16 protein-coding genes are annotated in these 13,662 nt (G+C 58.5%); 13 read left to right on the forward strand and 3 right to left on the reverse strand.

All coding sequences use genetic code 11. From position 1 onward, the window contains the following. Positions 1 to 242: 242 nt before the first annotated feature. From BK667_RS18755 to BK667_RS18800, 10 genes are all read left to right on the forward strand, one after another. On the forward strand, positions 243 to 992 hold the full coding sequence (locus BK667_RS18755; protein ID WP_123598523.1) for an electron transfer flavoprotein subunit beta/FixA family protein: 750 nt from the start codon (positions 243 to 245) through the stop codon (positions 990 to 992). A gap of 2 nt (positions 993 to 994) precedes the next feature. Next, the gene (locus tag BK667_RS18760) at positions 995 to 1,924 is read left to right on the forward strand and encodes an electron transfer flavoprotein subunit alpha/FixB family protein (RefSeq protein WP_123598524.1); all 930 of its coding nucleotides are present in this window, start codon (positions 995 to 997) and stop codon (positions 1,922 to 1,924) included. 80 nt (positions 1,925 to 2,004) lie between these two features. After that, positions 2,005 to 2,829, forward strand: coding sequence for a substrate-binding periplasmic protein (locus BK667_RS18765; RefSeq protein WP_123598525.1), 825 nt, complete (start codon positions 2,005 to 2,007; stop codon positions 2,827 to 2,829). Between the two features lie 9 nt (positions 2,830 to 2,838). Continuing rightward, positions 2,839 to 3,195 (forward strand): DUF4398 domain-containing protein, encoded by a 357-nt coding sequence (locus BK667_RS18770; RefSeq protein ID WP_123510080.1) that lies wholly within the window; start codon positions 2,839 to 2,841, stop codon positions 3,193 to 3,195. Further along, positions 3,192 to 4,004, forward strand: a complete 813-nt coding sequence (locus tag BK667_RS18775) for an OmpA family protein (RefSeq protein ID WP_123598526.1) — start codon at positions 3,192 to 3,194, stop codon at positions 4,002 to 4,004. The genes BK667_RS18770 and BK667_RS18775 overlap by 4 nt, the downstream gene beginning before the upstream one ends. A gap of 212 nt (positions 4,005 to 4,216) precedes the next feature. Next, positions 4,217 to 5,656, forward strand: coding sequence for an aminotransferase-like domain-containing protein (locus BK667_RS18780; protein ID WP_123598527.1), 1,440 nt, complete (start codon positions 4,217 to 4,219; stop codon positions 5,654 to 5,656). 90 nt (positions 5,657 to 5,746) lie between these two features. Next, on the forward strand, positions 5,747 to 6,226 hold the full coding sequence (locus BK667_RS18785) for a translation initiation factor 2 (protein ID WP_123510083.1): 480 nt from the start codon (positions 5,747 to 5,749) through the stop codon (positions 6,224 to 6,226). 165 nt (positions 6,227 to 6,391) lie between these two features. Then, on the forward strand, positions 6,392 to 6,646 hold the full coding sequence (locus BK667_RS18790) for a YkgJ family cysteine cluster protein (RefSeq protein ID WP_123510084.1): 255 nt from the start codon (positions 6,392 to 6,394) through the stop codon (positions 6,644 to 6,646). Between the two features lie 42 nt (positions 6,647 to 6,688). Then, complete coding sequence (locus BK667_RS18795) at positions 6,689 to 7,294, forward strand: START domain-containing protein (protein ID WP_123510085.1); 606 nt, start codon at positions 6,689 to 6,691, stop codon at positions 7,292 to 7,294. Positions 7,295 to 7,683: 389 nt separating this feature from the next. Then, positions 7,684 to 9,777, forward strand: a complete 2,094-nt coding sequence (locus BK667_RS18800; RefSeq protein WP_123510086.1) for an LTA synthase family protein — start codon at positions 7,684 to 7,686, stop codon at positions 9,775 to 9,777. Between the two features lie 63 nt (positions 9,778 to 9,840). On the opposite strand, the gene BK667_RS18805 is transcribed toward BK667_RS18800, so the two are convergent. Further along, the gene (locus BK667_RS18805) at positions 9,841 to 9,999 is read right to left on the reverse strand and encodes a DUF3309 family protein (RefSeq protein WP_177331420.1); all 159 of its coding nucleotides are present in this window, start codon (positions 9,997 to 9,999) and stop codon (positions 9,841 to 9,843) included. A 410-nt stretch (positions 10,000 to 10,409) separates the two neighbouring features. Between BK667_RS18805 and BK667_RS18810 the strand changes: the two genes are divergently transcribed. From BK667_RS18810 to csrA, 3 genes are all read left to right on the forward strand, one after another. Continuing rightward, positions 10,410 to 11,225, forward strand: a complete 816-nt coding sequence (locus BK667_RS18810) for an SDR family oxidoreductase (protein WP_123598528.1) — start codon at positions 10,410 to 10,412, stop codon at positions 11,223 to 11,225. A 64-nt stretch (positions 11,226 to 11,289) separates the two neighbouring features. Beyond that, positions 11,290 to 11,622, forward strand: coding sequence for a YnfA family protein (locus tag BK667_RS18815; RefSeq protein WP_123510088.1), 333 nt, complete (start codon positions 11,290 to 11,292; stop codon positions 11,620 to 11,622). Between the two features lie 153 nt (positions 11,623 to 11,775). Then, positions 11,776 to 11,961 carry a carbon storage regulator CsrA gene (gene csrA / locus BK667_RS18820; protein WP_123598529.1) on the forward strand — a complete coding sequence of 62 codons (186 nt, stop codon included), beginning with the start codon at positions 11,776 to 11,778 and terminating at the stop codon, positions 11,959 to 11,961. 5 nt (positions 11,962 to 11,966) lie between these two features. Here csrA and BK667_RS18825 read toward each other — a convergent pair whose 3' ends face one another. After that, positions 11,967 to 12,194 (reverse strand): YheU family protein, encoded by a 228-nt coding sequence (locus BK667_RS18825; protein ID WP_010461751.1) that lies wholly within the window; start codon positions 12,192 to 12,194, stop codon positions 11,967 to 11,969. Between the two features lie 204 nt (positions 12,195 to 12,398). After that, positions 12,399 to 13,589 (reverse strand): osmoprotectant NAGGN system M42 family peptidase, encoded by a 1,191-nt coding sequence (locus tag BK667_RS18830; protein ID WP_123510090.1) that lies wholly within the window; start codon positions 13,587 to 13,589, stop codon positions 12,399 to 12,401. Positions 13,590 to 13,662 lie beyond the last annotated feature (73 nt).

Here is a 13,662-nt window from a genome sequence, read left to right on the forward strand (position 1 = left end):
AGCACCTCTAAAGACAGGGCGATGGCAGTACAAGGTGATACGCCACGAAGATTCGGCGCGCAGTTTACACGCCGCGGTAATGAATGACTCATCGGTCACCACTGACGAACGGTCATCAGCAACGCGAGCCGTGTCACCCCGTTCAGATGCCAGCGTTTTTAGAGGTGCCCTTGCGCCCACGAGCATCAACCGCCAGGTTCGCCTAGGCGACTTTCTTTTCACCGGAGAGTAACGAGGAATCCATGAAGGTTCTTGTAGCTGTCAAACGCGTTGTGGATTACAACGTCAAGGTTCGCGTCAAGGCGGACAATTCCGGCGTCGACCTCGCTAACGTGAAGATGTCGATGAACCCATTCTGCGAAATCGCAGTGGAAGAAGCCGTACGCCTGAAAGAGAAAGGCGTTGCGACTGAAATCGTCGTCGTCTCCGTCGGCCCGTCCACCGCTCAAGAGCAACTGCGCACCGCGCTGGCTCTGGGTGCCGACCGTGCCATCCTCGTCGAATCCGCTGAAGATCTGACCTCGCTGGCCGTTGCCAAGCTGTTGAAAGCTGTTGTCGACAAGGAACAGCCTCAGCTGGTGATCCTCGGCAAACAAGCCATCGACAGCGACAACAACCAGACCGGCCAGATGCTCGCTGCATTGAGCGGCTACGGTCAGGGCACGTTCGCTTCGAAAGTCGAAGTCACTGGCGACACCGTTGCCGTGACCCGCGAAATCGACGGCGGCGCGCAGACAGTTTCCCTGAAACTGCCGGCCATCGTCACCACCGACCTGCGTTTGAACGAGCCGCGCTACGCGTCCCTGCCAAACATCATGAAAGCCAAGAAGAAGCCTCTCGAAGTGCTGACTCCGGACGCTTTGGGCGTTTCCACCGCCTCCACCAACAAGACCGTGAAAGTCGAAGCGCCGGCTGCACGCAGCGCGGGTATCAAGGTCAAGTCGGTGGCTGAACTGGTCGAGAAACTGAAAAACGAAGCGAAGGTAATCTAACCATGACTATCTTGGTAATCGCAGAACACGACAACAAAGTACTGGCCCCGGCCACGCTGAACACCGTCGCTGCTGCCGCCAAAATCGGCGGTGACATCCACGTTCTGGTCGCCGGTCAAGGCGCTGGCGCCGTGGCTGAAGCCGCTGCGAAAATCGCTGGCGTGGCGAAAGTGCTGGTGGCCGACAACGCCGCCTACGCTCACCAGTTGCCGGAAAACGTTGCGCCGCTGGTTGCAGAATTGGGCAAGGGCTACAGCCACATCCTGGCTGCCGCCACTTCCAACGGCAAAAACATCCTGCCACGCGTTGCCGCGTCGCTGGACGTTGACCAGATCTCCGAGATCATCTCGGTTGAAAGCGCTGACACCTTCAAGCGCCCGATCTACGCCGGTAACGCCATCGCTACCGTTCAATCGAACGCTGCGGTGAAAGTGATCACCGTGCGGGCCACCGGTTTCGACCCGGTTGCCGCTGAAGGTGGTTCCGCTGCCGTTGAAGCGGTTGCTGCTGCCCACAACGCTGGCACTTCGAGCTTCGTTGGCGAAGAACTGGCCAAGTCCGATCGTCCGGAACTGACCGCTGCCAAGATCGTCGTTTCCGGCGGCCGTGGCATGCAGAACGGTGACAACTTCAAACACCTGTACGCCCTGGCTGACAAGCTGGGCGCTGCTGTTGGCGCTTCCCGCGCCGCGGTCGACGCAGGTTTCGTACCCAACGACATGCAGGTCGGTCAGACCGGCAAGATCGTTGCTCCTCAGCTGTACATCGCCGTCGGTATCTCCGGCGCGATCCAGCACCTGGCCGGCATGAAAGACTCCAAAGTGATCGTTGCGATCAACAAGGACGAAGAAGCGCCGATCTTCCAGGTAGCCGATTACGGCCTGGTGGCAGACCTGTTCGAAGCCATCCCCGAGTTCGAGAAGCTGGTCTAATCCAGCGGCTTAAACTATAAAGAGCCCGGCCTTTTGGTCGGGCTTTTTTTTGTTTCGGATTTGAGTGGGAGAGCTTTGCCATGGATCTGCGCCGCCAGTATGGCTGGTCATTATTGCTGGGCCTGACGCTGTTGCCAGGGCTGGCCAGCGCCGCCGGCAAGTGCGAACGCCTGGTAGTCACCGGTAGCCCGGACGCACCGCCGTACCTGTGGCAAGACCCGCAGAACCCCAAGCACCTGATCGGCGCCAGTGCCGATTTGTTGCAGCAAGTGGCGGGGGAGTTGGGCATCAAGATTGAAATGCTGTATGCCGGCAAACGGGCCCAGGCTTTGGATGAAGTGCGCAGCGGTCGCATGGACATGCTGGCGGACGCACCGTTGACCCTCAACGAACTGGATACCCTGGATTACATCCATCCGCCATTGCTGGAAAACGACTATCTGGTCTGGACCCGCAAAGGCTCGACGCTGACCTACAGCGAAGCCAAAGACCTGCACGGGCACCCCGGCGCCGTGTCGGAAAAGTCTCGGATGACCCGGGAATTCAGCACTTTCGCCGAGCAGCAATTGACCCTGACCCGTACGCCAAACCTGACCCAGGCCCTTCAGAAATTGCTGTTGGGCGAGGTCGAATTTGTACTCGCCGGGCGCTATTCGGGCATGGCGGCCGCGCAGGCATTGGGCATGGGCAACGACCTGCAAGCCTATCCGCAACCTGTCGACAGACCTGGCCTGTTCCTCGCGGTTTCCCATAACTCCGCCTGCAACGATCCGTGGTTGCGCGGACAGCTGGCCAAAAAGATGACAGAATTGCCCGCGTCCGGACTGACGGAGGCTGTGCTTCAACGCAATATCGAGCGTTGGAAAACGCAGCAACAGCAACCCGCCAGTACCCCAAAACAGTAGGGATTTTTAGTGAGTATTCGACCTCTTTTCGCTGCCCTGGCCGTTCTGGCTCTGGCGGGTTGTGCAGCCGATCCGGCGCCGAATGAACAAATTCGCCTGACCGAGCAGGCACTCGAACAAGCCAAGGCCGTTGGCGCCACCGCTGACGACGTGCCAGAGCTGAAACTGGCCGAAGACAAGTTCTCCCGCGCCCAGGGCGACATGACCGACCAGTCCTACAAACATGCCCGCATGCGCGCCGAACAGGCTGAGCTGGATGCGCGCCTGGCTGAAGCCCGGGTCCTGACCCTCAAGAGCCAGGAGCAGTTGAACGTACTCAATACCCGCATCACTCGCCTGCGCAAGCAACTGGGGGATGCCCAATGAGCCTTAAGTCCAAAGTACTCGGCGGTTTGATCCTCGCAGGTTGCGCCAGCCTGTATGGCTGCGCCGGCCAGCACAGCGAGTCCGCGGTGCAACAGGCCGGGGCTGACTTCCAGAAGGTCAAGGAAGACTCCAACGTGCTGCGTATCGCGCCCAAGGACGTCATCCGTGCCGGTGAATCCCTGGCTCGCGCCGATCGCCTGTCCAGCTACTGGGGCAGCGGTTCGGATGTGGTGCATTACGCGTACCTGAGCCAGCGCTACAGCGAAATCGCCCGGGAACACACCAATCAGGTGCTTAACGAAGAGCAGGCGGCAAAACTCGAACTGGAACGCCAGCGCCTGCAACTGGCCCTGCGCGAGTCCAAGTTACTGAGCGTGCAGCAACAGGGCAAATGGCTCGAAGAACAGATCGTGGCGCTGGCCACTACCCAGACTGACCGTGGCCTGGTGATGACGCTGGGCGACGTGCTGTTTGATACCGGCGAAGCAGAATTGAAGAATTCGGCGAACCGCGTAGTGCTGAAGATCGTTCAATTCCTGCAGCTCAACCCCAAACGTGTGGTGCGGATCGAAGGCTACACCGACAGCACCGGCGGCAAGCAGGATAACCTCAAGCTGTCCCGCGACCGTGCGCAATCGGTGGCAGACGTGCTGATGGATCTGGGCATCGACGATAAACGCATCCAGGTCGAAGGCTATGGCGATGAATACCCGGTGGACGTGAACGCCTCAGAACGCGGTCGCGCGCAGAACCGTCGGGTGGAAATTGTGTTCTCCGACGAAAAAGGCCAGCTCGGCGCTGCCCGCTAAGGGCTGCGTTACTGGAAAACCCGGCCTGCAAGACAGCGCCGGGTTTTTTTGTGCCTGTGAAAGGCTTCACGCTCTTCAAAAAAAGCAGTACAGATTTTGCTGACACTGCACTGTACGGTCGACTATTGTGGCAACTGTCCCCGTACACTTCTAAACTGTTCCGGTATTGTTTCACACAAGAATAAAATGCCCGTGAAATCGAGTGCTGCGTCATGACCAATCTCTTGCTTTACCAACGTATTGCTCAACAACTGGCCGAGGACATCCGCCGCGGTGTCTATCAACCGGGGGAGCGCGTGCCTTCGGTGCGCAAGATGAGCTCGCAGCTCAATGTCAGTCATGCAACCGTGTTGCAGGCTTACGCCAACCTTGAAGACCAGGGCCTGATCCGCGCCCGGCCGCAGTCCGGTTACTACGTGCACCAGACGCCGGCCCTGACGGCGCCGACGCCGGACATTGCCCGGGTCGAACGGCCTGGTCTGGTCACGCGCAGCAGCATCATTCAGCAAGTCCTGGTCGAATCCCGCCGCGAGGGTGTTTTTCCCTTGGGTGCGGCGGTGCCGAGCGTCGATTATCTGCCGGTCCGTGCACTGCATCAGCAATTGGCCAAGGTTACCCGATTCCATAGCCCCCGGGCGTTCAGCTACATGTTCAGCCCGGGCTTCGAACCATTGCGCCGTCAGGTGGCGATTCGCATGCGCGATGCCGGTGTGGTGGTCGATCCGTCCGAAGTGGTGATCACCCACGGTTGTGTCGATGCCTTGCAGATGTCGCTGCGGGTATTGACCCGTCCAGGTGACCTGATCGCCGCTGAATCACCGACCTATTACGGCCTGCTGCAATTGTCTGACTTGCTCGGCCTCAAAGTCATCGAAATTCCCAGCGACCCCGCCACCGGCATGAGCCTGGAAGCCTTGCAACTGGCCGCCAACCAATGGTCGATCAAAGCATTGGTGCTGACCACCCGCCTGAGCAACCCACTGGGCGGCACCATGCCCGAAGAGCGGCAGAAACAGTTGCTGCGCCTGGCCTCGGATTTCGATATTCAGATTGTCGAAGACGATATCTACGGCGAATTGATGTTCGAACAGGGCCGCACCAAAGCGCTGAAGGCTTACGACCGACTGGATCGGGTGATCTATTGCTCGAGCTTCTCCAAAACCCTGTCGCCGGGGGTGAGGATTGGCTGGATGATCGCCGGCAAGTACCAGCAGGAAATCCAGCGTTTGCAGACCTTCAGCACCCATTCGGCGTGCAGCGTCACGCAAATGGGCATCGCGGCTTACCTGGAGAACGGCGGCTACGACCGGCATTTACGCTACATCCGCCAGGAATACCGCAAGAACCTCAGTGCCTTCCAGTTGGCGGTGCAGCAGTACTTCCCCGAAGGCACACAGATGAGCCGGCCAACCGGTGGATTCATTTTGTGGGTCAGCCTGCCGGGGCGGGTCAATACCCAGGAACTGCATGTGCGAGCCTTGCAGCAAGGCATCAGCATCGCGCCGGGGCTGATTTTCAGTAACACCGAGCAGTTCAATCACTGCATTCGACTGAACTGCGGCACTCCCTGGAACCGTGAAGCCGAGCGTGCATTGATGACCTTGGGGATGCTGGCGACTCAGCTCTGTCAGGAGACGGCCAGCGGTTTTTGATCCTGCGGGCAGGTCATCCACTGTCCGTGCTTGTCATGTCGCTTGCAAAAAGCGAGCATATGGCCCTCTGCCGTTAGCGCTGTTGGGTCCATGAAACCGATTTTTTCCGCCGCATGGCTATCGATCTGCCTGTTGCTGACTGCTGTGCCGCAAGGTGTCATGGCGGCTGCCGTTCAGGAAAAAACTGCCGCCACCAGCACCACGGCAACGCCGAAGAAACCGGTTGCGGCCAAAAAAGCCACGCCGGCCAAAAAGAAAGCTGCGCCGATCAAGAAGCGTCCACCCATTGCTTCCAAGTCCAAGTCGGCCAGCGAAGTGGTGAAGACCACCAAACTGCCACCCGCCAATCTCGACTTGAGCTTGCCGCAACACTTGGTCGAAGAACTCAAGCCCGTCGGTACGGTGCCATTGCCCAAACACGATGGGGTATTGCCACAAATGTTCGGCGACAAATCCAGTGATTTTCAACTCAACGGCCGTCTGCTGAGCAACGAAATGCAGCTGCAACTGCGCAATGATGAGCGCCGTGAGATCTCAGGCGCGGCGTTGGAATTCGAGTTCAAGCGGTAAATCATTCCCATCGGTAAGGCGCGGACCAGACGCTTCGTCGGAGACTGGTCGGTCACGTTCCGTTGAGCGTAAAAACTCCCCTCAAGTAATTTGAAACAGTCGTTTTAGCGGGTACTCTGTGCCACGTCCCTTTTACATATTGCCCGTCGCGAGGAGCTTGTCGTCATGAAATGCCGTGAAGGCTGTGGCGCTTGTTGTATTGCCCCTTCCATCAGTTCACCGATTCCCGGCATGCCCCATGGCAAAGCCGCCGGAGAACGTTGCGTACAACTTTCTGTCGAAAACCTGTGCAACATTTTTGGCCAGGCAGAACGTCCGGCAGTCTGTTCGGCCTTTGAAGCCGATGCCGAGGTATGCGGAAACAGCAGTGAAGAAGCGATCCGGCTGATTGGCTGGTGGGAGCGAATGACGGCGGCGTGATGTGTTCAAACGAACGGAACTTCAACAATAAGGAATAAGATTATGGGTTCGCTGCATCGTATTGCTGTGCTGTGTGGTTTGACGGTTTTGCTGGCCACCTCGGCCGCCCAGGCCGAAGACTGGAAAGTCGCCAAAAACGAAGACGGCATCAAGGTGTCCCTGAGTGAAGTAGCCGGTTCCGATTACAAGGCGTACCAGGGCGTCACCTTGATGAAGACCACGATCGCCAAATTGCGCGCGCTGCAGGAAGACGTGTCGGGAGCCTGCTCGTGGATTCACGAGTGCAAAGCCCAGAAGTTGCTCAAGCACGAAGGCGCTGACAGCTGGACCTACACCCAATTCAATACCCCATGGCCCGTCACCCCGCGTGATTCGGTGTTGCACGTCACCACTGTCGAAGGTGCAGATGGCAGCCTGACTCGCAAACTCGAAGGCGTGCCGAAGTACATTCCTGAAGAAAAAGGTTTTGTGCGGGTCGCCAAAGTCGATGGTTTCTGGAAGTTCGTACCCAAGGGAGATCAGGTCGAAGTGACCTATCAAGTGCACACCGAGCCGGGCGGCAGCGTACCGTCGATGATCGCCAACAAGTTCGTGGTCGATGCCCCGTTCAACACCTTGAAAGCCCTGAAAGAACGCGCCGAGAAGTAACCGCGCCGCTCTTTCGATAACGCCCCGACTGGTTCGGGGCGTTTTTCTTTAGAAGACATGCACAATCCCTTGTGGGAGCGAGCCTGCTCGCGAAAGCGGTGGGACAGTCGACATCAATGTTAATGACAGACCGCTTTCGCGAGCAGGCTCGCTCCCACAGGGGATTGGGGGTTTATTGTGTTTCCGGATATGCGTTGCACGAAATTTTCACAAAGTGTCCAAGACAATTCGCCCGCGCCAACATTGCGGACAGTAATCAATGGCAATGCCGCGAGTGATCGTGCAACATTTGCGCACCCGCGCAAGCCCCGGGGCCAAGTAGTGGCCAACAGAGGGCAGGGCGCAGCTGTATTTTTGAAACTTCAACTTCCAATGGGTCCTAAAACGACATGGCAAACCCGGACGCCCTGAATCAGCAGCGAGCTTCTAGTCGCCTGCTGCAACCGACCGTCAAATCGCATCTGGCCTACACGTTGTTGTGTGCCCTGGTCATGATGGTCATGTTCAGCCTGCTGCGCGTCGCGCTGCTGGTCTACAACCGCTCGATGATCCTCGACACCCCGGCTGCGACCTTCCTCGAAGCGTTCGCCAACGGCCTGCGTTTCGATTTGCGCCTGGTGGTCTACCTCATTATTCCGTTGCTGCTGGCATTGTTCAGCGCCCGGGCCATGGCGGCTCGCGGACTTTTCCGCTTCTGGCTGACCATCGCTTCGAGCATCGCGCTGTTCCTCGGCCTGATGGAAATGGACTTCTACCGTGAATTCCACCAGCGCCTCAACGGCCTGGTCTTCCAGTATGTGAAAGAAGACCCGAAAACCGTGATGAGCATGCTCTGGTACGGTTTTCCGGTGGTTCGCTATCTGCTGGCCTGGGCCTTGGGTACGTTGATCCTGACTCTGGCGTTCAAGGGCGCCGACCGCGCCACCCGTCCTCGTGGTCCGTTCAGCGGCGGCAGCATTGGCACTCGCCAGATTGCCCCGTGGTATACGCGCATCGCGGTGTTCGTGGTTTGCCTGCTGGTCTGCGTGGTCGCCGCACGTGGCACCCTGCGTCAAGGTCCGCCATTACGTTGGGGTGACGTCTACACCACCGACTCCAACTTCGCCAACCAGTTGGGCCTCAACGGCACGCTGTCGCTGATCGCGGCGGCCAAGTCGCGGATGTCCGAAGAGCGCGATAACATCTGGAAAGCCACGCTGCCACAGCCGCTGGCCCAGCAAACCGTGCGTGACATGTTGCTGACCCCGAGCGACAAACTGGTGGATGCCGATATCGCGGCGGTTCGCCGTAACTACACGCCGGATGCCAACAAGACCCTGCCGATCAAGAACGTGGTAGTGATCCTGATGGAAAGCTTCGCCGGTCACTCGGTGGGCGCCCTGGGTCGTCCGGGCAACATCACGCCAGCCTTTGACAAGTTGTCGAAAGAAGGCCTGTTGTTCGATCGTTTCTTCTCCAACGGCACCCATACCCACCAGGGCATGTTCGCCACCATGGCCTGCTTCCCGAACCTGCCGGGTTTCGAATACCTGATGCAGACCCCGGAAGGCAGCCACAAGTTGTCCGGCCTGCCACAGTTGCTCAGCGCTCGCGACTATGACGATGTGTACGTCTACAACGGCGATTTCGCCTGGGACAACCAGTCGGGCTTCTTCAGCAACCAGGGCATGACCAACTTCATCGGGCGTAACGATTTCGTGAACCCGGTGTTCTCCGATCCAACGTGGGGCGTGTCCGACCAGGACATGTTCAACCGTGGCCTGGAAGAACTGAAGGCGCGCGATGGCAAGGACAAAAAACCGTTCTATGCCTTGCTGCAAACCCTGTCCAACCACACGCCATATGCCTTGCCGACACCATTGCCGGTAGAGCGCGTGACCAACCGCGGCAGCCTCAACGAACACTTGACCGCCATGCGCTACTCCGACTGGGCGCTGGGGCAATTCTTCGAGAAGGCCCGCAAAGAGCCTTACTTCAATGAAACCCTATTCGTGGTCGTTGGCGACCATGGCTTCGGCGACGAGCAGCAAATCACCGAAATGGACCTGGGTCGCTTCAACGTGCCGATGCTGATGATCGCACCGGGCATCCAGGAAAAATTCGGCCAGCGTGACCACACCGTGGGCACTCAGATCGACATCGTGCCGACCATCATGGGCCGTGTCGGTGGCGACGTGGTTCATCAATGCTGGGGCCGCGACCTGCTGAACCTGCCGGAAGGTGACAAGGGTTTCGGCGTGATCAAGCCTTCGGGCAGCGATCAGACCGTGGCCTTGCTGACCGCTGACCGCGTGCTGGTATTGCCGAAAGAGATGCCGCCAAAACTGTATCAATACGAACTGGGTGCCGATCCGAAAGGTGTGGTGATTCCCGAGTCGGCTGACGAAGCGGCCCTCAAGCAGAAGCTCGAGTCGTTCCTGCAAACTGCGACCAAGAGCTTGCTGGATAACACCGCCGGTGTGGTTAACGGCAAGCCGGACTAACGTTTGACGCAATAAAAAAGAGGCCCTTTTTCAAGGGCCTCTTTTTTTGGTCGGGTTAACGCTTTATATCTTGCCGAGCAACAGCAGAATCAACAGCACTACCAACACCACGCCGAGGATACCCGATGGGCCATAACCCCAACTTCTGGAGTGTGGGAAGACTGGCAAACCACCGATCAGCAACAGGATCAGAATAACGATAAGAATTGTGCCCATGACGATTTCCTTGTTGGAAGTGTTCTGGATTGACCGAGTGTTTTAACGATCAGCCGGAATGCGATAAATCCGAACTGCTTACAAAATCCGACTCTCGCGAATGAAAGAAAATTCAAAGTTTTTTAATGTTTTTTAGAAAGCAGGCTTATTTCGTTTTCGCGTCTTGTTAGTTGGTCAGTTAAACCGCGTTATCGTTCTTCGCGGGCAAGCCTTGCTCCTACAGGTTTTGTGTTGGCCACGATATCCGGGACCGACACAAAACCTGTAGGAGCGAGGCTTGCCCGCGAAGGCCGCGACTCGATCCGAATCCGTGCGCCGGTTTGTGCGGACCATTCAGCAATCTGATGGAGCGTGGGTCGGGCAATATCCTTCGCTACACTCGGCGCATCTTCCCCAGAACAACAAGGCTGTTAGCTATGCAAAATCGCATGATGATCACTGGCGCAGGCTCGGGCCTGGGTCGCGAAATCGCGCTGCGCTGGGCCCGCGAAGGCTGGCAGCTGGCCTTGTCGGATGTCAGCGAGCCCGGCCTGCAGGAAACCCTGAAGCGGGTTCGCGAAGCGGGCGGCGACGGTTTTATCCAGCGTTGCGATGTGCGCGACTACAGTCAACTGACTGCGTTTGCCCAAGCGTGCGAAGAAAAGCTCGGTGGCATTGATGTCATCGTCAACAACGCCGGTGTGGCCTCGGGCGGGTTCTTCAGCGAACTGTCCCTGGAAGACTGGGACTGGCAGATCGCAATCAACTTGATGGGCGTGGTCAAAGGCTGCAAGGCCTTCCTGCCGCTGTTGGAAAAAAGCAAAGGCAAGATCATCAACATCGCGTCGATGGCCGCGCTGATGCAAGGTCCGGCCATGAGCAACTACAACGTGGCCAAGGCCGGCGTGGTGGCGTTGTCCGAAAGTCTGTTGATCGAATTGGCGCAGCAGGAAGTTGGCGTGCACGTGGTGTGTCCGTCGTTCTTCCAGACCAACCTGCTGGACTCTTTCCGTGGCCCGACGCCGGCCATGAAGGCCAAAGTCGGCAAGTTACTGGAAAGTTCGCCGATCACCGCCACCGACATTGCCGACTACATCTACACCCAAGTGGCCGCCGGCGAGTTCATGATCCTGCCCCACGAACAGGGCCGCATGGCCTGGGCGCTGAAGCAGAAAAATCCGCAATTGCTCTACAACGAAATGACCGTCATGGCCGACAAAATGCGCGCCAAGGCCAAACAATCCGCCGGCTGATCTTGCCCGTGGGCAACACCGTCGTTAGGGTGGCCGCATTCGGCCATCCTCACGAGACACCTGCATGCTCAATTACCTGTGGTTTTTCCTCGCCGCGTTGTTCGAAATCGCCGGCTGCTTCGCGTTCTGGATGTGGCTGCGCCAGGGTAAAAGTGCCTGGTGGGTCATTCCGGCGTTGCTAAGCCTGACGGTGTTTGCGCTGTTGCTGACCCGGATCGAAGCAACCTACGCCGGCCGCGCCTATGCCGCTTACGGTGGCATCTACATCATTGCGTCGATTGGCTGGCTGGCGGTGGTCGAGAAGGTGCGTCCGCTGGGTTCGGACTGGATCGGCGTGGCGCTGTGCGTGATCGGCGCGACTGTCATCCTTTTCGGCCCGCGTTTCTCCGCATCCTGAAGGATCGGTCCTTCAATGGGGCGGTTTGCAGGACGTTTCCGTCAGGCGAAATATCCCGGGTTGTAGGGCAAGACTGATTTGCCCACAGCGCATTGAACCCCCGGCGCGCGCCGGGCATCTTCAGGGCCCGGTAACCCCTGAAGGATAAAGGCCATGCTTGTACTCAGTCGCGTTGTAGGCGAGTTGATTTCCATCGGTGACAACATTTCCGTGCGCATTCTGGCGGTCAACGGCGGCAACGTGCGCTTCGGCGTCGAAGCGCCACAAGACGTCAATGTGCATCGAGCCGAAGTCTACGAACGCATCCAGGTCAAACTGACCAAAAACAAAGGACGCTGAGCCATTCAGTCGAACAGGTGCTTGGGCACATCGTGCTTGAGCATCAACTGGCATTGCTCGCTGTCCGGGTCGAAAACGATCAGTGCCTGGCCTTTGGTCAGCGCTTGGCGAACTCGCAATACGCGGGTTTCCAGCGGCGTGTCATCGCCGTTGTCCGTGCCGTCGCGGGTCACGAAATCTTCGATCAGGCGGGTCAGGGTGTCGACTTCGAGTTGGTCGTAGGGGATCAGCATAGGCACCTCGGCTAAAACAATGTCGCGATGCTACGGCGAATGATGGGTTGCGACTAGCCTGAGCGCATTCATTGCCTGATCTGACGCCATCGCGGGCAAGCCTTGCTCCTACAGGTTTTGTGTCGTGCCCGGATATCGAGGTCAACACAAGACCTGTAGGAGCAAGGCTTGCCCGCGATGGCGATTTTTCAAACGCCGCAGGACTTAGCTGTCGTTGCGCTGTCCGACCAAACTATCCACCGACGGCACCCGCGTATCGCTTTCCATCTGCGTGTCATGTTCGATCTGATGACTGAACCGGTCCAGCGAACCCTTGGCCGGTTGTGCATCGCTGGCAAACACCGGCGGACTGAGGATGTACGCGCCGAGCAGACGACTGAGCGCCGCCAGGCTGTCAATGTGCGTCCGTTCATAGCCATGGGTCGCATCGCAACCAAACGCCAGCAGCGCCGTGCGAATGTCATGTCCGGCCGTCACCGCCGAATGGGCGTCGCTGAAGTAATAGCGGAACAGGTCGCGGCGCACCGGCAAGTCGTTGTCACTGGCCAATCGCAGTAAATGCCGCGACAGGTGATAGTCATACGGTCCGCCGGAATCCTGCATCGCCACGCTCACCGCGTGTTCGCTGGAGTGCTGCCCCGGCGCGACCGGCGCAATGTCGATGCCGACGAATTCACTGACATCCCACGGCAACGCGGCCGCGGCGCCACTGCCGGTTTCCTCGGTAATGGTGAATAGCGGATGGCAGTCGATCATCAGTTCTTCGCCGCTGTCGATGATCGCTTTCATCGCCGCCAGCAGCGCGGCAACGCCTGCCTTGTCGTCAAGGTGACGGGCGCTGATGTGGCCACTTTCGGTGAATTCCGGCAACGGGTCGAACGCGACAAAATCGCCGACGCTGATTCCCAGGGAATCGCAATCGGCGCGGGTGGCGCAGTAGGCGTCCAGGCGCAATTCGACGTGATCCCAACTGATCGGCATTTCATCCACGGCGGTGTTGAACGCATGCCCGGAAGCCATCAAGGGCAACACACTGCCGCGGATCACGCCATTGTCGGTAAACAGGCTGACCCGGCTGCCCTCGGCAAAACGGCTGGACCAGCAGCCGACGGGGGCCAGCGTCAGGCGACCGTTATCCTTCACCGCACGCACCGCCGCGCCGATGGTGTCCAGGTGCGCGGACACCGCGCGGTCCGGGCTGTTTTTCTTGCCCTTGAGGGTGGCGCGGATGGTGCCGCGCCGGGTCATTTCGAACGGAATACCCAGCTCTTCGAGCCGCTCGGCGACGTAACGCACAATGGTGTCGGTGAACCCGGTCGGGCTGGGAATGGCGAGCATTTCCAGCAGGACTTTTTGCAGGTAGTTGAGATCCGGTTCGGGAATTTTGCTGGTCATGGAAACTCCTGATGAATTGAGCGCTGATCGTTCCCACGCTCTGCGTGGGAATGCAGCCAGGGACGCTCTGCGT

The sequence above is a fragment of the Pseudomonas frederiksbergensis genome, from assembly GCF_003732705.1.
Classification (GTDB): Bacteria; Pseudomonadota; Gammaproteobacteria; order Pseudomonadales; family Pseudomonadaceae; genus Aquipseudomonas; species Aquipseudomonas frederiksbergensis_F.

What these genes read in the sequence shown, in the direction of transcription:
- BK667_RS18755 (WP_123598523.1), top strand. Translation starts at nt 243, where the DNA reads ATGAAGGTTCTTGTAGCTGTCAAACGCGTTGTGGATTACAACGTCAAG.
- BK667_RS18760 (WP_123598524.1), top strand. Translation starts at nt 995, where the DNA reads ATGACTATCTTGGTAATCGCAGAACACGACAACAAAGTACTGGCCCCG.
- BK667_RS18765 (WP_123598525.1), top strand. Translation starts at nt 2,005, where the DNA reads ATGGATCTGCGCCGCCAGTATGGCTGGTCATTATTGCTGGGCCTGACG.
- BK667_RS18775 (WP_123598526.1), top strand. Translation starts at nt 3,192, where the DNA reads ATGAGCCTTAAGTCCAAAGTACTCGGCGGTTTGATCCTCGCAGGTTGC.
- BK667_RS18780 (WP_123598527.1), top strand. Translation starts at nt 4,217, where the DNA reads ATGACCAATCTCTTGCTTTACCAACGTATTGCTCAACAACTGGCCGAG.
- BK667_RS18785 (WP_123510083.1), top strand. Translation starts at nt 5,747, where the DNA reads ATGAAACCGATTTTTTCCGCCGCATGGCTATCGATCTGCCTGTTGCTG.
- BK667_RS18790 (WP_123510084.1), top strand. Translation starts at nt 6,392, where the DNA reads ATGAAATGCCGTGAAGGCTGTGGCGCTTGTTGTATTGCCCCTTCCATC.
- BK667_RS18795 (WP_123510085.1), top strand. Translation starts at nt 6,689, where the DNA reads ATGGGTTCGCTGCATCGTATTGCTGTGCTGTGTGGTTTGACGGTTTTG.
- BK667_RS18800 (WP_123510086.1), top strand. Translation starts at nt 7,684, where the DNA reads ATGGCAAACCCGGACGCCCTGAATCAGCAGCGAGCTTCTAGTCGCCTG.
- BK667_RS18810 (WP_123598528.1), top strand. Translation starts at nt 10,410, where the DNA reads ATGCAAAATCGCATGATGATCACTGGCGCAGGCTCGGGCCTGGGTCGC.
- BK667_RS18815 (WP_123510088.1), top strand. Translation starts at nt 11,290, where the DNA reads ATGCTCAATTACCTGTGGTTTTTCCTCGCCGCGTTGTTCGAAATCGCC.
- csrA (WP_123598529.1), top strand. Translation starts at nt 11,776, where the DNA reads ATGCTTGTACTCAGTCGCGTTGTAGGCGAGTTGATTTCCATCGGTGAC.
- BK667_RS18825 (WP_010461751.1), bottom strand. Translation starts at nt 12,194, where the DNA reads ATGCTGATCCCCTACGACCAACTCGAAGTCGACACCCTGACCCGCCTG.
- BK667_RS18830 (WP_123510090.1), bottom strand. Translation starts at nt 13,589, where the DNA reads ATGACCAGCAAAATTCCCGAACCGGATCTCAACTACCTGCAAAAAGTC.